The organism is Veillonella montpellierensis DSM 17217 (genome assembly GCF_000426745.1).
Lineage (GTDB): Bacteria > Bacillota > Negativicutes > Veillonellales > Veillonellaceae > Veillonella > Veillonella montpellierensis.
In genome coordinates this window covers 17688-32541 of sequence record NZ_AUFY01000020.1, presented here as the reverse complement: position 1 = coordinate 32541, position 14854 = coordinate 17688, and the positions used below count along the sequence as shown (strand labels likewise).

Annotated in this window: 11 protein-coding genes; 3 read left to right on the top strand and 8 right to left on the bottom strand. The window is 35.2% G+C overall.

Translation table 11 applies throughout. The annotated features are described in order from the left end of the window. The 4 genes from K357_RS0106315 to K357_RS0106300 all read right to left on the bottom strand — a co-directional run. On the bottom strand, positions 1-170 hold a 170-nt coding region (locus tag K357_RS0106315; protein ID WP_038113761.1), incomplete at its 3' end, for an IS200/IS605 family transposase. Between the two features lie 203 nt (positions 171-373). Next, the gene (locus tag K357_RS0106310) at positions 374-1090 is read right to left on the bottom strand and encodes a LutC/YkgG family protein (RefSeq protein ID WP_028257948.1); all 717 of its coding nucleotides are present in this window, start codon (positions 1088-1090) and stop codon (positions 374-376) included. 3 nt (positions 1091-1093) lie between these two features. Next, the gene (locus K357_RS0106305; protein ID WP_028257947.1) at positions 1094-2545 is read right to left on the bottom strand and encodes a LutB/LldF family L-lactate oxidation iron-sulfur protein; all 1452 of its coding nucleotides are present in this window, start codon (positions 2543-2545) and stop codon (positions 1094-1096) included. A gap of 14 nt (positions 2546-2559) precedes the next feature. Continuing rightward, a complete protein-coding gene (locus K357_RS0106300; RefSeq protein WP_028257946.1) occupies positions 2560-3297 on the bottom strand; it encodes a (Fe-S)-binding protein in 738 nt (245 codons plus the stop codon). Positions 3298-4168: 871 nt separating this feature from the next. Between K357_RS0106300 and K357_RS0106295 the strand changes: the two genes are divergently transcribed. Both K357_RS0106295 and K357_RS08995 read left to right on the top strand, forming a co-directional pair. Next, positions 4169-5389: an S-layer homology domain-containing protein gene (locus tag K357_RS0106295; RefSeq protein WP_028257945.1), complete on the top strand. Its 1221-nt coding sequence runs from the start codon at positions 4169-4171 to the stop codon at positions 5387-5389. Positions 5390-5552: 163 nt separating this feature from the next. Beyond that, on the top strand, positions 5553-6836 hold the full coding sequence (locus K357_RS08995) for an S-layer homology domain-containing protein (protein ID WP_051212154.1): 1284 nt from the start codon (positions 5553-5555) through the stop codon (positions 6834-6836). 328 nt (positions 6837-7164) lie between these two features. On the opposite strand, the gene K357_RS0106285 is transcribed toward K357_RS08995, so the two are convergent. Both K357_RS0106285 and K357_RS0106280 read right to left on the bottom strand, forming a co-directional pair. Then, the gene (locus K357_RS0106285) at positions 7165-7788 is read right to left on the bottom strand and encodes a hypothetical protein (protein WP_028257944.1); all 624 of its coding nucleotides are present in this window, start codon (positions 7786-7788) and stop codon (positions 7165-7167) included. A gap of 628 nt (positions 7789-8416) precedes the next feature. Then, positions 8417-10504, bottom strand: coding sequence for an OPT family oligopeptide transporter (locus K357_RS0106280; protein ID WP_028257943.1), 2088 nt, complete (start codon positions 10502-10504; stop codon positions 8417-8419). A gap of 257 nt (positions 10505-10761) precedes the next feature. Here K357_RS0106280 and K357_RS0106275 point away from each other — a divergent pair, with 257 nt between their 5' ends. Then, on the top strand, positions 10762-12117 hold the full coding sequence (locus tag K357_RS0106275) for a class II fumarate hydratase (RefSeq protein ID WP_028257942.1): 1356 nt from the start codon (positions 10762-10764) through the stop codon (positions 12115-12117). A 449-nt stretch (positions 12118-12566) separates the two neighbouring features. Here K357_RS0106275 and K357_RS0106270 read toward each other — a convergent pair whose 3' ends face one another. Both K357_RS0106270 and mutY read right to left on the bottom strand, forming a co-directional pair. Continuing rightward, positions 12567-13754 (bottom strand): metallophosphoesterase, encoded by a 1188-nt coding sequence (locus K357_RS0106270; protein ID WP_028257941.1) that lies wholly within the window; start codon positions 13752-13754, stop codon positions 12567-12569. A 49-nt stretch (positions 13755-13803) separates the two neighbouring features. Then, entirely contained in the window at positions 13804-14829 is a 1026-nt protein-coding gene (gene mutY / locus K357_RS0106265) for an A/G-specific adenine glycosylase (RefSeq protein ID WP_414625610.1), read from the bottom strand. Positions 14830-14854 lie beyond the last annotated feature (25 nt).

The window sequence follows — 14854 nt, the reverse complement described above, 5'->3', positions numbered from 1 at the left end:
CATTCCGCCTCGATAATTTCTACATTTTTTCTCTTACTTAAATCTCTTAGAATTTTACCTACATCAACTTTTATCCGACCATAAATTATTTGCCTTCTATACTTTGGAGCAAAAACAATATGATATTTACATCTCCATTTACTATGTGATAAGCTTTTTACGTCATTCATTGACATTGAACCTCCTATGTTGAAATGTTGTGGTTGCCAGACCAACTTCATTTTATCACTAGGAGGTTCTTTCCTTTTCTCTAAGAAATTTGACTGACCCCCAGTTTAACTGGGGGTTTAATCATGCCTATTCGGCGTACAATACAATAAGTTTCTAATTATATCAACCACGGACTAATAACGTATATATTGGCTATATACTATTAATCTTCATTAACCAATACATAAGAAATATTAACAGGACCATGAACACCTACTACACGAACCAATTCAATATCCGCCGTACTAGATGGCCCAGTAATATGTACAAAATTAGATGGGAATCCTGCTGGATCAGCATCATATATTTCTTGTACTCGTTGCATAGATTGTGTCATACGAGGATAAATATCTTTCGTCTTAATAACAGCAATATGTACAAGTGGCAATAATCCTACAGAACGTCCCGATCCTACATCACTACGTTGCAACACAGTAGCTGTTTCTGCTATACCCAATGTAGCAAATGTAATCCCCATTTCAGCATTCTGTGCTTCACCAATACAATAATCACGGCCCTTTTCTGCATCCCATTTTACAAATGTAACATCTTGATTGGTATTATTGTTAAAAGCATCTCGTAATTTATATTCATCTAGTTCTGGCGCATCAGGATAAATAACTTTACCATTACCCCAATCCTTAATAACGTCCATTAATACAGAATATAAATTATCTTTTGTCGTTTCCACATACTTAGTATTATTTTTTTTACATTCTGCTTTAAATAATTCGACAATTTCATCACGGCTCATATTCTGCATAAGTTTGCCTTGTGGGCCTTTACTATAATCGAAAGGTTCCACAGATGTAGGTACTTCAGTACGGCCCAAAGATTTTGATAAACGCCCTAAAAAGGCTTTACGTTTAGCTTCATCCATTGTTTATTTCTCCTTTTTCTGAGCTTTCTTTTGTGCTTCATATTCAGCATACACATCACGGAATTTTTTAGTTTTTAATACGCCTAATTCTTTAGACTTAGTCCAACCACCTAAAACAGGGATGACCTTTGTCCATTCATCCATTGTTCCATTATGGCTCAAGAATTTCATACCAATAGCGCCGGCTTTAGTGCCCAAATCAAATAATTTATTGTTACCAAACACGGTACCAACCACTTTGAATATCGCTTTTTCTACTGGTGGTCGTAAATTTTCTTCTTCTGCAATCTTCACGCGGTGTTTTAATAAAAGTTCATGTAATGGGATCTTAACTGGACAAGCATCCGTACATTCCCCACATAAAGTAGAGGCATATGGCAAATCACCAGCTTTATCATAGCCTACTAGTAATGGTGTTAAAACCGCACCCATTGGACCTGGATAGATAGAACCATATCCATGTCCAGTAATCTGACGATACACTGGGCACACATTCATACAAGCGCCACAACGAATGCATCGTAACATTTCTTCAAATTCACTTCCCAAAATGCGAGAACGTCCATTATCTACAAGGATAATATGCTGTTCTCTAGGTCCATCAGCTTCTCCATCTTTAGCAGGGCCAGTAATCATTGAGAAGTAACTAGAAATTTTACTACCTACCGAAGAACGAATTAATAGTTCCATCATAATATCTAAAGCTGCAAAGTCAGGAACAATACGTTCAGTCCCCATCAACACAATTTGTGTTTCAGGAATGGAACTAGCCATACGACCATTACCTTCATTAGATACAATAGTAACTGTCCCAGATTCAGCCACGCCAAAATTACATCCATTAAATCCTACATCTGCATTCAAAAAGCGCTGACGAATATATTGGCGCACATATTTTGTCATTTCTTCTGGATCATTAGAGCCAACATAGCCTATTTTTTCCATAAATATTTCACGGATTTTATTACGTTCCAAATGAAGTGCTGGTACAACAATATGTGATGGTGGATTATTATCTGCAGTTTGCAAAATAAATTCAGCTAAATCAGTTTCATTAACTTCAATACCTGCTTCAATAAGTATTTCATTTAAACTTATTTCTTCAGATACCATAGTTTTAGATTTTACAACCATTTTTGCTTCTTTTTGTCGCAAAATTTCTAAAGCAATTTTAGAGGCTTCTACACCATCTTCAGCAAAATGTATATGAGCTCCTGCTTTTTCAGCATTTTCAGCAAATTGATTTACATAATAATCAAGATTTGCTAATACATGATCGCGAAGTTCTGCTGCATGTTGTCTAAAATCTTGCCATTCTGGTACTGCTGCCACTAATTTTTCACGATTATCGCCAAATACATCCTGCGCTCTTTGAATAGCATGTACCTTAAATTGATTATCAATACACTCTTTTATACGTGTTTTAAATGGTCGGTTATCATAAATTATAGCCATGTATTGTCATCCTCCTATCGGCAGTTCAAAACTTCTGCAATATGCATTGTCTTGATACGACGATTAATTTCGCCTTCTTTATGCATACGATCAAGCATACCAGCAATATTCATAAGACAAGCTTGGTCACTACCTACAACTACGTTAGCCCCAGACTCAGCAATTTTTTGTGCTTTATAACGAGTCATTTGCTCAGAAATTTCTGGTTGTTTTACGGAGAATGTACCACCAAAACCACAGCAACGATCAGAATGTTCCATAGGTATATATTCTAAGTCTTTTACATTATTTAATAATGTAAGTGGTTGTTCTCGAACACCTAACAAACGAGTAACGTGACAAGATTGGTGATAGGTTACCTTTTCTTTAAAACGAGCCCCTACATCAGTAACGCCCAATACATCGACAATAAATTGGTTAAATTCATAAATATGTTCACTTAACTTATTTGCTCTTTCAAGCCATTCTGGTTCATCTTTTAAGATTTCACGATATTCATCTTTGATGGCGAATGCACAAGAGCCTGACATACTAACTACATAGTCAGCGTCTTCAAATGTTTCAATAGTGTTTTTAATGGAAGACATTGCTGATGAGTTCCACCCTGAATTAGTAAACATTTGTCCACAACACACTTGTTTCTTAGGAACTGTAATATCACAACCCAGATTTTCTAACACATGTACGCCAGCCATACCTACATGTGGATAAAACATATCAATCAAACATTGTGAAAATAGATGAATTTTCATTTTCTCACATCCTCAACTTTACTAGTACTTACACATTTATGGATAAATTCTAACGCATCCATTTACATTTCATTCGAATAATGAATGATATTCATTACTCACATTATAAAATAGGATATTAATAATGTCTAAGGATATGCAATATCAGTAAACTAGCTATTTTGTAAGCTACCATTATGATTAAAAATCATACCTTGAATTATAAATTATTATTTCAATAATCATTATCAAATACATTATATGAAAAATACAGATATTTACAATTCTAACAGGCATTCAATTTATCATCTATATCAATACCTTTTTTACCTTTTATCATCACTTTTGCTAACAAAATAATTCAAAAATGTGATTTTAATCTTATATTAATCAAAAAATCTTCTATATCTATGCAATTTAGAAATACTTATAATTATAAGTATAACTGTAAAATTATATAAATTATCATCATTTCTAATCTACACAATACAGTTTTTTGAAAGCATCTCTCATAATTAACCATTTTACTTCACATATTACCCATAAAATGTCACTAGTATAGTCCATATTATCAACTAGTTAGCTACCATCCAAAATTCTAATATTAACTATTCTATACAACGCTTGTCTCTATACATACACGTATTTCTTGTCTATAATATATAAATAATAAATCCATTAATTGTTTCTAATATACTATGGACCACATAAATTTAGCCTTCATAATACTAATCAAACATCGTTTCATAATGCTAATCAAACACTGTAGCACTAACAATATTATATTTTAGAGTATATAATAACTATCATCCTAGCACTCTCTATACAAATAGGAAAAGTGTGAATGACAGTCTACGCCTAGTTATTAATCAATAAGAAAGAGGTCTGTCCTATGAAATCATCTAAATTATCATTAGTAGTAGCAATCTGTTTATCATTAAGTACCACTGTTATCTCTGCGAATACTCCATCAGCAAATATCGCCTCACCCGCAAGTGCCACTCATAAGACTGCATCTGTAGATGCTTTATTACCATTGCCTGCTGGCGTCTACAGTGACACTGTTAATCATTGGGCTAAAACAGCTATCGCTGCTATGAGTAATGCAGGGTATATATCTGGCTATAGTGACCACACCTTTCAACCAAATGCTTCTATGACACGAGAACAAATTGCTTGTGTTTATGCTACTATCATAAACAAAGAACATCATATTGATTCCCAAACACCTATCTTAACGAGTGCTTTTTCTGATGTATCGATTACCCGTTGGTCTAATAGTGCTATTGCCACTGTATGTAATAGTAATATTATGGGAGGCTATCGAAATGGCACGTTTAATCCTGAAAAGGCAATGACTCGTCAAGAATTTGCTGTTACAGCACTAAACTTTGCCAAGTTAGAGCATGTCAAAACCAGCAATAAAAATGAAAACATCCAATTTAAAGATCAAGATTCATTTACAGACTGGGGCAAATCAGCTATCATGGCACTGGCAGAAAAAGGATATTTAGCCTATGGTCCAGATGTTACTTTTAACCCATCAGACCCTATCACACGTGCAGAAGTAACATCTATTTTATATCGTATCATCACTAATCAGCCAGTAATGATTGAAAAAGCTAATGCTTCTACCACTCATAATGTATCATCAACAGTGGAAAAGAAAGACGCTTCTAAGTCCAACCAAGAGATGACTGCAGAAAATAAACAACAAAAAGATTTGGAAAATAGCGTATTTAATAAATTGAATAAAATCTATAAATCATCTAATAAATTTCAGGACTATGGCGTAATATACTGGAAAGACAATATACTTCACATAGCGGTAAAAGATAGAAAAAAATTGTCGTTAATAAAAACTAAATTTGCTGCTATGAAACAAGTAACCGTCGAATCCTCTAATTATAGCCAAACAGAATATAATAAAATCGAAAAAAACTTCCGTAAGTATTATGGATCCCACGAAAAATCTGGTATGATTATTGTCATTTTTCCAGACGTGCAAAACAACCAATTATACGCATTAGTAACAACAGCCTCTGCTAGTACCCAACAAGGTGTAGATAAAACATTTGCTTCTAAAGTTAAAATGGTTGTAAAAACTAATTAATCCAATAGTGTAATCTATACCCACTAATATGAGGAGTGAATTTTCAATAAATCCACTCCTCTCACTATTTTATATACCATTAAACAAATTTTACAAAATCTACCAAAATACATACTGATTCTGTGATACAATACAACTATAGTAATCGCAGGAGGAATTTGTAATGAACAAAAAAAATCACATCCTAACAATACTCATGACTGGCTTATTCACTATTAGTTTAGGTGAATTGCCTAATGTTCATGCCAATACGATTTCGCACGCTACTATATCCGTTGTGAAACCAGCATCGCATAGCGTGCCTATCAATGCTAATACAATAGATACTTCTACCTCTATTACCAATAGTGTATCTTCCTTTAACAATTCTCGCCAATATATATTTGCTGATGTACCGCCCAATTATTGGGCTTACCAATCTATCTCTACCATGACACAGGAAAAAATTATTAATGGCTATGCTAATAATACATTCAAGCCTGAAAGTCCATTAACACGAGAGGAAGCAGCAACCCTATTTAATAACCTCTTAGGCGAAACGCCAACAGTTATGTTATCGAGCACATTTTCTGATATTACTTCCGATCGATGGTCTGCACTAGCTATTGAGTCAGTAGCTAAAAAAAATATTATTAGCGGCTACGGAGATACAACATATCGTCCTGAAAAATATATGTCGCGGCAAGAATTTGCAGTGGTAGCTGACAACTATATCCATTATATTGGTTACGTAACGGAGGATCCTACCATATTAGATGAGTATAATTACAGCGACCAAAAATTTATAGCCCCTTGGGCACAAGATGCGGTACGTGAATTGGCAAGTCTTAAATTTTTAGCCTATAATCCTCATAGCATGTTTAATCCTGAAAAATACATCACTCGTGCTGAAGCCGCTGAAATTGCCTATCGTATGACACATACGCCACAAGCTCTTGCCTTTATGGATACAATACATCGACAAACCATTGAAAGTAAAACTAATAAATTATTAATGAATACATTTAAATACCATGATATAGAGATAGATTTTAGAAATGATGGAGCCATGTTCTGGAATCACGGGAAGCTGTATGTTACTTTTACTAAGGAAAATAAATTAAAACAATTTGGTGCCACCTTAGCCACCTCAAATGATAAAGAACTAACTACCTCTGTCATTACTCATATAGGTAGCTATACACAAGCTGATTTAGATAATTTACAACTAGAAACAACATATATGTATAATCAATTAGAGCCTCAAGGGACTGTCATCTCCATCACTCCAGATATATCTGTCTCCTCTCTTATTTTGACCGTAGATGAATTATCACCAGCCACAAAAAAAGCCTTTGTTAAACGATTTGGCAAAAAAGCTTCTATACAATTACCCCCTGTGACTGAAACAAATTGGTCAAAACCTGTCAAATGGCATATTGCTAATGAAATAAAAGCCCATCAATAAAACAATCTCAATGATAAGCTACAGCATCATCGTATGCTCATAATGAAATAATAGTTACTCTTTCTAGCCGTATAATTACAGATAGGAATATGAGTTATATGTATAATCTGCCATAGCGATGTATTCTGTAAACTACTTCTTTACTATAAAACATAAAAATAGAGGAACATTGATGCAACATGCTCAATGTTCCTCTATTTCGTTGAGTATATAGTTACGACTTCTTATAAACTATCATGAGTGCTTACATCGTATAAACCTTAATAAGGCTAACGATAGATATAGACATTACATGTCACCCATAGATTAGTAAAAATATTATGGTTAATTATATGCTTTTACCAGAAGTAGTATTAAAGATAAATTCTTTCGTAACCATAGTACCTTCTATCGCATTATCTTCAATCGTATATGTATACATAACAATGCGAAGTAATCCATCTTGATTCTTTTCTATATCATAACTCATAAGGATATTATATGTCATATGTTCTTTTTCATTTCGTTTATCTATTGATGTTTTTATAGAAGTAGCATAGTTAGCTAATTTCTTATTGATTCTATGAGTAACAACAGGACTGACAGAGTTAATGGTAGGATATACAATATGAATATGATCGCCTAATATAGCAGTAGGTGTAATGCCTACACGCAACCTAGATGTATACTCTTCTGCTGATGGTACAGCTACCATCGTGCAAGTCTTTGAAAGTCCTTCTAAGGTAGTACGAATCGTTCTATTTGTTTCTGGAGATGCAGTGCTTGAAATTCGTTGCTTATCTATATCCTGCTGACCAGATACAGCATTAACAACCACCAACTTATCTGCTCCTTGTACTGTTTTATGATCTTTTACAACTTGGACAGGAATAGTATCAGCATTTGCTGTAACAATTGTTCCATAACCAATAACAGCTCCTACTATCATCATAATAGCAATTTTTTTATTCATCAGACTTGCCCCCTCTATTCTTATACGATTATACTATGCATCTATTATTCTAATTCAGAATTTACATGTTTCTATACGTCTTAATGTCCACTATCCCCATATGTGCTATATATGTCTACGATAGCACACTTTGTCATGATTGTCGTATTCTAAGATAATTATTACACACTGACGCTCAATCACTCTTTCTATATATATAATATTATAGCAATCGATATAGTAAAAGAGCAACCTATAGTCACCAAAGGTGCTATCTTCCTATATAGTATGTAATGTAACCTATCCTATAAAATATAGTGAAATCACCGCAACGAGGAATCTAGGATGTCATCGTTTTGTATATAATCTACTGATTGTCATAAGCAATGTAAAAGAAATATCTTAGTAATGAGTAATACAACTATACTATATTGTATTTAAATATATGTTATGCTTCATATAATTCTAACAGACCTATCGGTGATTTTAGTACATTCTATCAGCTCTACTCTGATACTATTTTTATCTTGCATACACATTAGAATCATTTTCCTACTAAAAAGACTGTATGGTACATACTTACCATACAGTCTTTTACATCCTTATTATTCTCTATATACACATATACCTATTATCTGTATACTAATACCTATTTATTTTCATTTGCTTTACGTTCTGCCAAAATAGCTAGGGCTTGTTCCTTATCAAATTTGGTAGTAATTACAAGGCGAGCAATGTACACCATCATAAGAACGAATACGATTAATCCTAACCACTTGCTAGTATCTGCAAAATCATCGCCAAATATAGCCAATGGTGCATCGCTACCACCAGATGTTACGGAAAATACAATGATAACTGCAATAATAACGCCCATCAAACTTTCCCCAACAATTAATCCCGATGAGAATAAAACACCACGACGATTACATTGTTCTGCATCTTCTTCAGCTAAGACTTCACCGGATCGTTCTTTAGCTCTTTGTAATATATAACGACCAACAAAGAAGCTCAATACTGAGCCCATGACTAATGGCATTTCTAAGGATGGAGGTAAATAAATCCCCATACCTACTGCCAATGGAGGTAATGTTAACGATGCAGTCGTATTTTTCAATATTAAATCAACTAAAATAACAACAACACCTACACCTACGCCGATTAAAATATACGACCAATCCATGCTATCACTAAAAATACCTTGTGCAATCGTCGTCATCAATGTAGCTTGTGGTGCCGATAATGCTTGGCTTGGATCCATACTAGCTCGTGGCATAGCACCAGTAAATCCGTAAGCTTGGTACAACAAGTTTAACACTGGTGCAATCGCTAAAGAACCAGCTACACTACCAATCAATAAAGCTACCTGCTGTTTCCATGGTGTAGCTCCTACTAACTGTCCAGTTTTTAAATCTTGTAAGTTATCATTCGAAATAGCTGCAATAGATACAACTACACTAGTCATGAAAATCGCCAATGCTGTCGCAAAATCAACGCCTGCTTGCGTAGCAAATAAATGGTTCGCAGAAGCAATGGCATATACAACAAGTGAAGAAATAATGATACCAATAATACCAATCCCAGAAATTGGACTAGCAGAAGTACCAATTAAACCTGCCATATATCCGCAAGCAGCGGCCACAAAAAATCCTACACACACAGAAATAATAACGCCGCAAATAATTAATATAATCATTAAAGAGCTACTAATATCCACAGCACTAACGAAAGAGTAAAATGTAAAAATTAATCCAATCATAATGGCAAGGAATACAACGGCAATCGTACTAGCTTTCATATCTGTATCCATGCGATGTGTAATGCGTTCATCACCGCTCATGCCCATATTATGTACAGAAATTTTCATTCCTTCTACAATTGGTTTGACTAATTTAATTAATGTCCAAATAGCGGCAATAGCAATAGTACCAGCACCGATAAAACGGACCTTTGATTTCCAAACACCCATGGCAAATTTAGTAGTACTATCACCATCCATCGGTAATACACTAGTTAAGTATGGTACAAATCCTCCCCATGCAATGATCATACCAACTAAAATAGCAATCCCACTAGCAATACCAATCAAATATCCTGCACCAAGCAATGCTGTAGAAAATCCTAGAGGGAATTGTGTAATACCTTTTCCTGCTTGAAACCAAAAACTAGCAGAATCAGCAAGTGCATGAAATCCAGATGTACATAAATTAATAAGTCCTGCTACGACACCGCCACTCACTATTTCCTTCATGCCAGAGGATTTTCCAGCATTAGTAGCAGAATGGCTACCTACTTTCAAAATTTCTGCAGCTGCTCGTCCTTCTGGATATGGAAGATCACTATTGACAACCATCGCGCGGCGTAATGGAATTGTAAATAACACGCCTAGGCATCCACCGCAAGTACATAGTAAAAATGTTTGCCAAAATGGAAACCCTTGCCAATACCCTAACATTAGTAAACCTGGCAATACAAAAATAACAGCAGACAATGTCCCCGCTGCTGAAGCCTGCGTTTGTACCATATTATTTTCTAATACATTAGAATCTTTAAAAAACCGTAAAATGGCCATAGAAATAATAGCAGCTGGAATTGATGATGAAAATGTCAATCCCACCTTCAAACCTAAATATACGTTAGATGCAGTAAATACAATAGTAATTAAAATACCTAATAGCATTCCACGTAATGTAAGTTCTGGCAATCGCAGTTCATGACTCATAAAATCATGTTTCACTTAAAATACCCCCTTTTAATATACGAGATAAGGATAGATTAATTTTACCCTTTTTCACGATAAAGCACAAGAAAAAAATGTTTTTTTAGTATATACATTTGATTATCTCTAATGGATATTCTTTAATTTATTTTTGTTAGTCAATCTAAATGAAAATTATTATAAATTTCATGATGACTTTTTTATAAATTTCCTTTATAATATAATTTGTAATTGATATTTATTATCATTTTATTATTAATTGAGGAGGTATTATCATGGAAACTCGCACTGAATATGATTCTATGGGCCCTGTCGAAGTCGACGCAGCACGTATTTACGGTCCTCAAACACAACGTTCATTTAACAATTTTAAAATTGGCACTCATTGCATGCCATTGGAACAAATTAAGGCCCTCGCTTTAGTCAAAAAGGCGTGTGCTAAAACAAATGCAATTTGTGGCGCCATTAGTGAAGAAAAAGCAAAACTCATTGCACAAGTAGTAGATGAAATTCTAGCTGGCAAATGGGATGAAGAATTTCCTCTTTGTGTATTCCAAACAGGTTCGGGTACACAAACTAATATGAATGTGAATGAAGTAATTGCTCATCGAGCAAAACAGATTAACGAATCCATTCCATTACATCCTAATGATGATGTAAACCGTGGTCAAAGTACTAACGATACATTCCCTACAGCAATGCATATCGCTTCCTATTTTGAAATAGAAAAACGCGTGTTGCCTGCTCTTGATCGACTCATTGCCTCCTTTGAAAAGCTTCAAGAAAAAGGTAAAGGACTACAAAAAGTAGGTCGTACACATTTACAAGATGCTACTTTCATTATGGTAGATCAAGAAATCAGTGCTTTCGTAGCAGGTCTTAAAACAGCTCGTAAAATTATTGTAGAAGCTACTGATTATTTATTAGATGTTCCTTTAGGTGGTACTGCGGTAGGAACTGGTGTGAATACACCAAATGGCTACCTTGCTGCTATGGATGCTATTTTGCCAGAAGTAACCGGTGCTCCATTCCGAGTTGAAAATAATAAATTCCAAGGCATGTCATTAAAAGATGCGATTATGACAGCTCATGCAGCACTCAACACATTAGCTACTACTCTATTTAAAATTGCGAATGATGTTCGTTTCCTAGGCTCTGGTCCTCGTTGTGGATATGGTGAATGGACATTACCAGCTAATGAACCCGGTTCCTCCATTATGCCAGGAAAAGTAAATCCTACACAATGCGAAGCTTTAACAATGGTATGTGCTCAAGTATTTGGTATTAATACTACCATGACAGTATGTGCTGGTAGTGGGGCTTTCCAACTTAATGTGTATATGCCGATTATGATTTATGATTTTATCGAATCTACTCGTCTATTATCTGATGCAATGAATTCATTCGCTGAAAAATGCATTGATGGAGTCGAATTTATTCCTAAAAAACTAAAATTCTTTGTAGAACAATCACTACAAATTGCTACAGCGTTAACACCATACATTGGCTATGACAAAGCAGCAAAAGTAGTAAAAGATGCATACAAACGTGATACTTCTATTAAATCCATTATTCTCGAAGAAAAACTTATGTCGGAAGAAGAGTTTGATCAAGCCGTAAAAATGAAGTAATGTGCTAACGCCACTATTTCATTGATTTCATATCTCTTTTCAGCACACACTATATCACTAGTAATCAACTCCTCCAACCTAGATGATACGTATAATAATGTACCACTACATATTCATAGACTAACAAAATGACTATGCACTACCTAATTGTATAGTCAACTCGATACACTCATACCTCAACTTGTGTATCGATTTCTACAAAAGCGATAGCATATATACCATACCCTCCTAATATGTATTTGGTATATATGCTATCGCTATTTATATAATAATTGTAATTTATGATTACCCTACTGCATAAAATTTCTCATGCTATAGGGAGGATGCATTCCTAACCCCATACCATGTATGAATTACTAGTAAATGCTATACCTATTCGTAATCAACCATGTACATAGAATACTTTGATTATTCTGAGTCCATATCAGGCTAACACGCACTATATGGTATCATTGTGAGCGAAATGTAAAAACAGAAATTTCTCGCGGGCAATTAATCCGTATAGGCCACCAATGACCAGATCCACGATTAACATAACAACAAGATGTACCATGCACGTACATACCTTTCACATACGGTGTTCCAATAGGTACTACATTAACTCCCAGTATATTAATTTGTCCTCCATGAGTATGCCCACTAAATGTCATCGGTATATTTCTTTTCATAGCCTCTGTAAAAAACTCAGGATGATGGGCCATAAGCAAAACAAACGCATCGTCTGGAATACCTGCTAATGCTTGTTCCATCATTTCTTGTCGGCAAACAATACGATTACGATTCATATTATAATCAACGCCAGCCAAATAGACCGGTCGATCGTCTATACCAACATTCTTATTTAATTGATAGTTTTCATTAACCAGCACCCTCATAGATGTATTCCGCAAAGCTCTAGTAACGCGCGTTACATCCCTAAAATGCTCGTGATTTCCCAATATATAATCAATTCCATCTGGAAATTGAGGGACCAGTTGATTAATGCGCTCACACAAATTAGGCAACCATTCTAGCGTATCAATTAAATCTCCCGTAATTAATAATCTCTGTGGTTTTTCGGCTAACACATAGCCCATAATGCGATCAAATTCTTGTAAATCAATACAGGGACCTATGTGAACATCACTAATTTGCGCTAATCGATAGTTATGTAAGTACTGTGGTAGACGAGGAAAAGCTAACTCATGATGGGTTACTTCAATACGATATTGTCCATCAAAAGCAACTACACTAGAACCACCAATCGTCACAGCAGGTACAGCGATACCTATTTTCTTAAATAAGGCACGCCGAGACTCTCCTATTGTTACAGTCCTGGGTGGTCTATAATAATTTATAATCTTTTCTACCGCAATCGTTATGAGTAAGCCCATAATAGAAACTACGATACCAATGCTCCACGCATATGATTCTGTACGCCATATTTGTAGTACCTCATACAACCAAGTGCCATATAGATCAGTTTGATGCATGATAAAATAATGAACACCAATCATCAACGTACCACCCACAGCACAACAAGTAGCAGCAAGTAGTAGTCTTTGTTTTGGTTGCCATACCCACAACCATACACTAATAAATAGTATCAATAGAATAATTAATATGCCTATAATAATAGGCTCTAGATAGGCTTGCATGCATAGTCCTTTCTATACAACATTTTAATTCACCTCAGCATTACAATCATTAACATAGAGTCGTTAATTTACCATGCGGACCTGCCCATACATAATCAGCAAATTCGCTCCTTTTTAACAATTGCCAATCTGCTGGCAATTGTGCCTGTAAACTTTCTAATGTACCTTCAAACGTTATTATGCCCCGATATGCACGCATAATCCATTTGCGATGTGAAAATAAATGGGTAAGTTCTTGTATACACTCATTCTCCAATACTACTGTACAACCAAATTTTTTAACTTGATTTTCTAAATGACTAGCGCCTTCTATAAAAGAAGCTGGTTCTTCCACACTTGGAAATTCCCACATAGATCGCAATAGCCCTGTATTAGGGCGTTTATGTAACAAATAATAGTCCCCCCACTTTAATAATCCTACCATCATAGAAATTGTAATCACTTTTGTCTTTTTAATCCGTATAGGCAATGAAGGCGCATCGCCTCGTGCATACGCAATACAAACAGCGGATAAGGGACACTCATGACAACGCGGATTTTGTGGTATACAAATAGCGGATCCAAAATCCATTAAGGCTTGATTGAATTCTCCTGGGCGATCATATGGTAACGTTTGCTCTACTAAATAGGTAATTCTTTTTCTTCCTTTAGTTGATAATATGTCGTCCTCTATATGATACAAACGAGCATATACACGTAATACATTGCCATCCACTGCCGCTTCTCGTTGATTAAACGCCATGGATAATATGGCTCCTGCTGTATAGGCACCAACTCCTTTTAATGATTCCATAGCCTTTCGATTCCGTGGCACATGACCGCCATATTGCTCTACTACTTCTTGTACGCCTAGTCGCAAATTTCTTGCCCGACTATAATAACCTAACCCCTGCCATGCGTGAACCACCTCTTCTTCTGATGCATCTGCTAAGTCCTGCATAGTAGGAAACCGCATCATCCAATTATCAAAATATGGTTTCATCGCTTCAATCCTTGTCTGTTGTGACATGATTTCTGATACCCAAATTTTATACGGATCTCCCGTATTACGCCATGGCAACTCACGTTGATTCACATCATACCAATCTAACAAATGATTT

Bases quoted from the DNA above. Each gene is read 5' to 3' on its own strand.
- K357_RS08995 (WP_051212154.1), top strand. From the start codon at position 5,553: ATGAACAAAAAAAATCACATCCTAACAATACTCATGACTGGCTTATTC.
- K357_RS0106300 (WP_028257946.1), bottom strand. From the start codon at position 3,297: ATGAAAATTCATCTATTTTCACAATGTTTGATTGATATGTTTTATCCA.
- K357_RS0106270 (WP_028257941.1), bottom strand. From the start codon at position 13,754: ATGCAAGCCTATCTAGAGCCTATTATTATAGGCATATTAATTATTCTA.
- K357_RS0106305 (WP_028257947.1), bottom strand. From the start codon at position 2,545: ATGGCTATAATTTATGATAACCGACCATTTAAAACACGTATAAAAGAG.
- K357_RS0106285 (WP_028257944.1), bottom strand. From the start codon at position 7,788: ATGAATAAAAAAATTGCTATTATGATGATAGTAGGAGCTGTTATTGGT.
- K357_RS0106295 (WP_028257945.1), top strand. From the start codon at position 4,169: ATGAAATCATCTAAATTATCATTAGTAGTAGCAATCTGTTTATCATTA.
- K357_RS0106275 (WP_028257942.1), top strand. From the start codon at position 10,762: ATGGAAACTCGCACTGAATATGATTCTATGGGCCCTGTCGAAGTCGAC.
- K357_RS0106310 (WP_028257948.1), bottom strand. From the start codon at position 1,090: ATGGATGAAGCTAAACGTAAAGCCTTTTTAGGGCGTTTATCAAAATCT.